Below are 6,335 nucleotides of genomic sequence, written 5' to 3'. Positions count from 1 at the left end.
CTATCTATTCTTAAAATTGATTTTATTATGAATTTTTTAGAAGTCCTAACAGTATTCCTTAAATATTCTTGAGCGCCTGTAGTTGCAATATATTTATCTTTAACTCCAACCTCAACTAAAGTGATATACTCCCCAATACCTGCATGAGCCTTGCTTAATATAAATCTATCTTGTGTTTCTAGTTTTAAATTTTGAGCATCATAGCCTATAACTTTTCTATGTAAGACCGCCAAAATATCAACAATAGGAGGCACAGATTCAATATATGCACTACTCCCCTTATTAACCATATTGATAGCATTAGGACGATTTTTTATTACCAACTCTTGTGTGTTCATACTTACAATTTACCCTACAAACTCTTGTATCTTTTCAGCAATAAAATCCAACTGCCCTACACCCAATGCAGGATAAATACCTAACCATAAGGTTTTATTCATCGTAATATCCGTATTAGTCAAATTACCTACAATTCTATATTCAATATCTTGAAAATAAGGCTGTTTGGTTAAATTACCAGCAAATAATAATCTTGTGCCAATTTTATGACTGTCTAAATATTGAGTGAATTTAACTCTATCAATATTGTCTTTTAAAGTAATAGGAAACCCAAACCATGAAGGCTCTGAATTTTCGGTAACCTGTGGTAAATCAATAAATTGAGTCAAGCCACTTAATTTGTTTTTAAGGTAAGCAAAATTTTCATTGCGTTTTTTAATAAATTCTGGCAATCTTTTTAATTGTGCCAAACCACAGGCTGCTTGCATATCGCTAATTTTAAGATTATAGCCAAGATGTGAATAAGTGTATTTATGGTCATAACCATACGGCAAATCGCCTAGTTGTTGTTCAAAACGCCTCTCGCAAGTATTGTCACAGCCTGGGTCGCAATAACAATCTCTACCCCAATCTCTAAATGATTCTGCAATTGTCATTAGTTCTGCATTGTTAGTAAATACTGCGCCACCCTCTCCCATTGTAATATGGTGTGCCGGATAAAAACTACAAGTAGCAATATCGCCAAATGTCCCGACATGTTGGTTATTGTATTTTGCACCTAATGCATCGCAGCAGTCTTCAATAAGCCAAAGATTGTATTTGTCGCATAACATCTTAACCTTGTCTAAATTATATGGATTGCCTAAAGTATGCGCCAACATAATAGCTTTAGTTTTTGGTGTGATTGCCGCTTCAATTAAATCTGCATCAACATTGTGCGTTTCTAAATCCACATCAACAAATACAGGAATAGCGCCAAATTGCACAATTGGATTAACCGTTGTAGGAAAACCTGCAGCAACACCAATGACTTCATCGCCTTTTTTAATGGCGCTGTTGCCTAATTTTGGCGATGTTAGTGTAGCAAATGCGACTAAATTGGCAGATGAACCTGAATTAACCGTTATTAAATGCTTGATATCGATAAACTCAGATAGTTCTTTTTCAAATTTACGATTAAAACGCCCAGTAGTCAGCCAACCATCTAACGATGCATCCACCATATATTGTAATTCAGTAGCACCTATTACTTTCCCCGATGGCGGAACAACACTTCTACCTGGCTTAAAAGTTTTTTCCATATATTTTAAATCTGCAAATTCTTGTACAAGTTCTGTGATTTCTAACCTTAATTCTTCAGCGGTTTTCATTATTCATATCTCTTGTGTATTCTTCAATTTCTGCCAGGCACACAGCTTGCATATTTTCTTTATTAAGCCAAGCCCTGTGCCAGTCAATAATCCTTTCCAGTGTATAACTTAACTCCCATACTGGTTTCCAACCAAGCTTTAATTTTACTTTTGTAATATTCAACTTCAAAAAATCCGCCTCATGTGGGTTGGCATTTTTGTCAAGACTCCAATGAGAGTCAGGCCATTTTAATGTCATTTTATCTAAAATCCAATCTACTGGCTGAACATCTTGCTCATTAGGTCCAAAATTCCAACCTTCAGCATATTTGCCTTGATTTTTATAAAGCTTTTCAAGTAAAATTAGATATCCTGATAATGGCTCTAAAACATGTTGCCAAGGGCGTGTGGCTTTAGGATTGCGAATAATAACTGACTCATTTTTTTCAAACGACCTTAAAATATCGGGTATCAACCTATCATCCGCCCAATCGCCACCACCAATAACATTACCCGCTCGGACTGATGCTATGCCGATACCCTGCTCTTGTAAAAAAGAACGCCTATAGGTTGAAGTGACTAATTCTGCACAACCCTTACTGCTACTATAAGGGTCGTAACCTCCCATTGAATCTGTTTCTATATAGCCTTCTTTGCGAGAATCGTTTTCATAGCATTTATCCGTTGTAATATTCACAATAGCCTTTAAGTTAGAGCAACTTCGCGCTACCTCCAAGACTTTAGCCGTGCCAATAACATTAACTTCATAAGTTTCAACTGGATTATCATAAGAATACCTGACCAGAGGCTGTGCTGCCATATGTAGCAAAATATCAGGATTAAAAGTTGTCATACTTTTATGTAGTTTGTCTTGGTTTCTAATGTCACCAATCTCTGAGGTGATAATTGACTCAATTTTTGCCTCATTGAATAATGAAGGTGATGTCGGTGGATTGAGCGCATAACCTTTTACTTCTGCACCTAATGAAGTCAACCATAAAGACAACCAACTGCCTTTAAAGCCAGTATGTCCTGTGAGAAATACGCGTTTACCTTTCCAAAAATCTTGGCTTATCATTATCAATTACCAAGTCTTCCATGGGGCACGACCCTCACCCCAAAGCTCTTGTAAATACACTTTGTCACGCAATGTATCCATTGGTTGCCAAAAGCCTTCATGTGTAAATGCCATTAAATTATCATCTTTAGCTAGGCCTTTCAATGGCGCTTGCTCCCAAGTGCAATCATCACCAGAAATTCGTTTTAAAACCTTTGGAGAAAGCACAAAAAAACCGCCATTAATTAAAGCACCATCGCCTTTAGGTTTTTCCACAAATTTTTTAATTTGGTTATCCTGCATATCTAATGCACCAAATCTGCCTGGTGAGTAAGTGGCAGTTAGTGTTGCATCCTTACCATGCTCTTTATGAAATGCTATCAACGCTGAAATATCAATATCTGACACACCATCGCCATAAGTAAAGCAAAAAGCCTCTTCATTTTTTACATATTCTGCCACTCTACCTAGCCTACCACCCGTCATAGAATTATCACCTGTATCAATCAAAGTAACAGTCCAAGGCTCCACACCCTCTTTATGCACTTCCATAGCATTGGTTTTCATATTAAAGGTAACATCCGACTGATGTAGAAAGTAGTTGGCAAAATATTCTTTAATAACATAACCTTTGTAGCCACAACAAATGACAAAATCATTAATACCATGAGTGGAATACATTTTCATAATATGCCATAAAATCGGCTTACCACCAATTTCCACCATTGGTTTTGGCTTGACACTTGTTTCTTCACTTAAGCGCGTACCCAAACCTCCTGCTAAAATTACTGCTTTCATAATTTACCCCTCTCTTTAATTAATATCATCTGAAATTATTTGTACAATAGTATTTGCAAAATTTTCAGTACTGAATTTATAAACCTCTTTACTCTTTAAATAATTCTCAATTGCATCAATATATTCAAGATACTTATCATTGGATAAACCTATGAGGTAATCATATAATGACTTGTAATCCTCAAAATCCCTCTTATCTATAAAACATTCTTTTGGAATGTGGTCAGTTATATTATTCGCCCCCCAATATATAGGTACACACCCCGCAAAAAAACAATCAAATATTTTTTCTGTAATGTATCCCGGTATATCTCTTGCATTTTCATAGCATATTGAAAATTTATATTTTTCCAATGTATCCTTTTTAGAATCTATTTTTCCCTTGTAGCTTGGGTAATTTGGCTTAAAAATTTTTGATAAGCCTGTTATTTTAAACAAATACCTGATGTATTTATTGCTTGATACATACCTATCCCAATCCACCCCATAAAAATCAAAATCTTCTGGGTGGTTCTTTTCGAACCATTTGATTACTTCCACCCTTTTACTATAAAGCTCCAACGGGTGATTTATTTTGTTATTTCCAGCTATAAGTGTGCAAAGTTTTTTCTTTTTAAATATATCTTTTGTTATATCTTTTATTATTTTTTGAGATAAGTTTAATTTAATGTATTTTTTACCATTTTCAATATCATCACTCCAAGTAAATACCCTCTTAAAAGAAACACACTTCTTTACATTCCAGTTATCTATTCTAATTAATTTACTTTCAAGGACTACTAAGTATTTAGGCAAGTCAGTTTGAAACACTTTTTTTACATATCTATTTGTCATTCTTGGAAAGTCGAAAAATATAAAACCATCCATATCGTTAAAATTATCGATTAAATCCAGCGTCATAAAGTCAATGTTATTATGTTTACCTTTAATATATAACTGATTAAATGGCTCTAACAAGCTATCACCAATTCCAGCATCTTTATTTAATAACAAGTAATTATTAGTATTGAATACTTCGTAATAATTCCATACGCCTATTTTTTTCATCCGTATTTTACCAACGACCTTATAGAGCTATATATTTTTGGTAAAAACTTTTTTATAAACATAATTATTGGGCTTAAAAATACTTTACAAACGAGTAACTTAAATTCAAATATTCCGTAAAAACTAATATTATTTTTTATATACCCTTCGGCATAAATACGATTAACTTCCGCAATTTTGTCTTTAGATTTTATTGGCCAAAGTGTTAAATTAACAATATTAGTCCAATCATTTAAAAATGACTTTTTAATATCTTCTTTGAATAATTCTGCCAATAACACATACCCAAAATAACTTTTACTGTACCACTCTTGCATTGCGGCAGGCGCCTCAATTTGAGGTGAAAATATCTTCTTTTCTGATATTCTACAAATTTTTGCTTCTTTGTTTTTAAAGCTATCTATCAGTACAGCCAAATGTGCAAAACAAGTATATATATACTGAAACCCAACTGGTATAGATGTCTTTATAAAATCTGTTTTATAAATTACATAGCTAATTAAACCAGATCCATCTGGATTTTTAAGTGCACTTTTGAAAAATTCTTTTTGATCCCAATTCTGAAACTCAATATCTTCTCTATCTTTAACTGTAAAAAACAAAACATCTATATCGTAATTTAAAATCTCCCTTATTTTTAATATACTACCTTCCATCAAAATATCGTCATCACTCAAAATCCAAAGATAATTGCCTTTATTTGCATGTAAAAATCCACTCACGATATTGGTATCTGCAAGCAAATTAGTTGCATTTCTGTTATAAGTCAGATTATTATCAGTACAGTATTTTTCAATGTTTTTATATCCTTCAATATCCGTTGAATTATTATCACTTACAACAACCTTAATATCGCTGGTCATTTCTTTATTGATAACTTTTAACTGGCTCATTAATCTATAGGCACGATTATAAGAGGGTATATAAATTATTAATTTTTTCATTACTAAGTGGTGTATTAAAATCTATGGAAAATACCATCTACCTGCAATAACTGCCCAGAAGCCTCGTCCGTAAATACTGGCTCAATTGAAACCAAAATATAACCTTTAGAATATAAAAGATTACACATATCATTAAATAGCATTTCATCCTGATATAACGGTATTAATGCCATTTCTAGTTGAATAGTATCTATGCGCTCTAATGATAATTCGGCGCCTTGAATAACTCTACTTTCATAGCCTTGTGTATCCACTTTTAGATAAATATTAGGCTCATTTATTGACAAGTCATCCATTACACCATCAAGGGTTTTTATGTTAATAATTTCTTTTCCCACATAGTCAGTTCCTGGTGCTGATTTTTTATGTGCATCAAGCATATTCAAAATAGAGCTGGAACCAGAAGATCTTGAAATATTTATTTCTGACCTTTCCTCTATATTTCCAATTGCACAATTAATTGCCCTCCATTTTTTATCCTTATTAGCCTTCCTTTCAAGTGATTTAAATTCTAAACTGAGCGGCTCAAAAGAAATAATATCACCTGTGTATCCTATATCATTTCTTATTTCCTTAGAAAATTGTCCAGAATTAGCACCAATATCTAAAACAAGTCCTATATCGTATGACTTAAGTAAAGCCTTCCTTCGTCCTGTTGGACAGGACTTAAAGCGTGAAACATCCAACCCTATTTTCCAAAAATATTTTTTAATTTGAGTTTTTAAATCCATTCTTATACCTTTTTTTACTGTGTTAAATTTTAAGTTTAGCCCGTAGCCTTATACAAGGGGATACCCTTGCATAAATAGGAACAATCACCAAAAACCCACTTTTTGTCAGGTTTCACCACATTGTTCCCTT

General features: G+C 33.3%; 6 protein-coding genes and 1 pseudogene. All 7 read right to left on the bottom strand.

Annotated features, from left to right (window positions below; genetic code table 11):
• A pseudogene (locus BAZSYMA_RS06985) lies at positions 1-338 on the bottom strand (hypothetical protein); the annotation flags it as partial.
• Between the two features lie 9 nt (positions 339-347).
• Positions 348-1,649, bottom strand: coding sequence for a lipopolysaccharide biosynthesis protein RfbH (gene rfbH / locus BAZSYMA_RS06980; protein ID WP_090717090.1), 1,302 nt, complete (start codon positions 1,647-1,649; stop codon positions 348-350).
• A complete protein-coding gene (rfbG, locus tag BAZSYMA_RS06975; protein ID WP_090717087.1) occupies positions 1,636-2,706 on the bottom strand; it encodes a CDP-glucose 4,6-dehydratase in 1,071 nt (356 codons plus the stop codon). Before rfbG ends, rfbH begins: the two co-directional genes overlap by 14 nt.
• 6 nt (positions 2,707-2,712) lie before the next feature.
• Positions 2,713-3,483: a glucose-1-phosphate cytidylyltransferase gene (rfbF, locus tag BAZSYMA_RS06970; RefSeq protein WP_090717084.1), complete on the bottom strand. Its 771-nt coding sequence runs from the start codon at positions 3,481-3,483 to the stop codon at positions 2,713-2,715.
• A 15-nt stretch (positions 3,484-3,498) separates the two neighbouring features.
• On the bottom strand, positions 3,499-4,530 hold the full coding sequence (locus BAZSYMA_RS06965; protein ID WP_090717081.1) for a glycosyltransferase family 10 domain-containing protein: 1,032 nt from the start codon (positions 4,528-4,530) through the stop codon (positions 3,499-3,501).
• Positions 4,527-5,474, bottom strand: a complete 948-nt coding sequence (locus BAZSYMA_RS06960; protein ID WP_090717078.1) for a glycosyltransferase — start codon at positions 5,472-5,474, stop codon at positions 4,527-4,529. Before BAZSYMA_RS06960 ends, BAZSYMA_RS06965 begins: the two co-directional genes overlap by 4 nt.
• A gap of 14 nt (positions 5,475-5,488) precedes the next feature.
• Entirely contained in the window at positions 5,489-6,205 is a 717-nt protein-coding gene (locus BAZSYMA_RS06955) for an FkbM family methyltransferase (protein ID WP_090717075.1), read from the bottom strand.
• Positions 6,206-6,335 lie beyond the last annotated feature (130 nt).

The sequence above is a fragment of the Bathymodiolus azoricus thioautotrophic gill symbiont genome, from assembly GCF_001298715.1.
GTDB lineage: Bacteria > Pseudomonadota > Gammaproteobacteria > PS1 > Pseudothioglobaceae > Thiodubiliella.
This window is presented reverse-complemented; position numbering and strand designations above follow the sequence as displayed.

Coding starts and splice junctions, on each gene's coding strand:
- rfbH (WP_090717090.1), bottom strand. CDS start 1,649: ATGAAAACCGCTGAAGAATTAAGGTTAGAAATCACAGAACTTGTACAA.
- rfbG (WP_090717087.1), bottom strand. CDS start 2,706: ATGATAAGCCAAGATTTTTGGAAAGGTAAACGCGTATTTCTCACAGGA.
- rfbF (WP_090717084.1), bottom strand. CDS start 3,483: ATGAAAGCAGTAATTTTAGCAGGAGGTTTGGGTACGCGCTTAAGTGAA.
- BAZSYMA_RS06965 (WP_090717081.1), bottom strand. CDS start 4,530: ATGAAAAAAATAGGCGTATGGAATTATTACGAAGTATTCAATACTAAT.
- BAZSYMA_RS06960 (WP_090717078.1), bottom strand. CDS start 5,474: ATGAAAAAATTAATAATTTATATACCCTCTTATAATCGTGCCTATAGA.
- BAZSYMA_RS06955 (WP_090717075.1), bottom strand. CDS start 6,205: ATGGATTTAAAAACTCAAATTAAAAAATATTTTTGGAAAATAGGGTTG.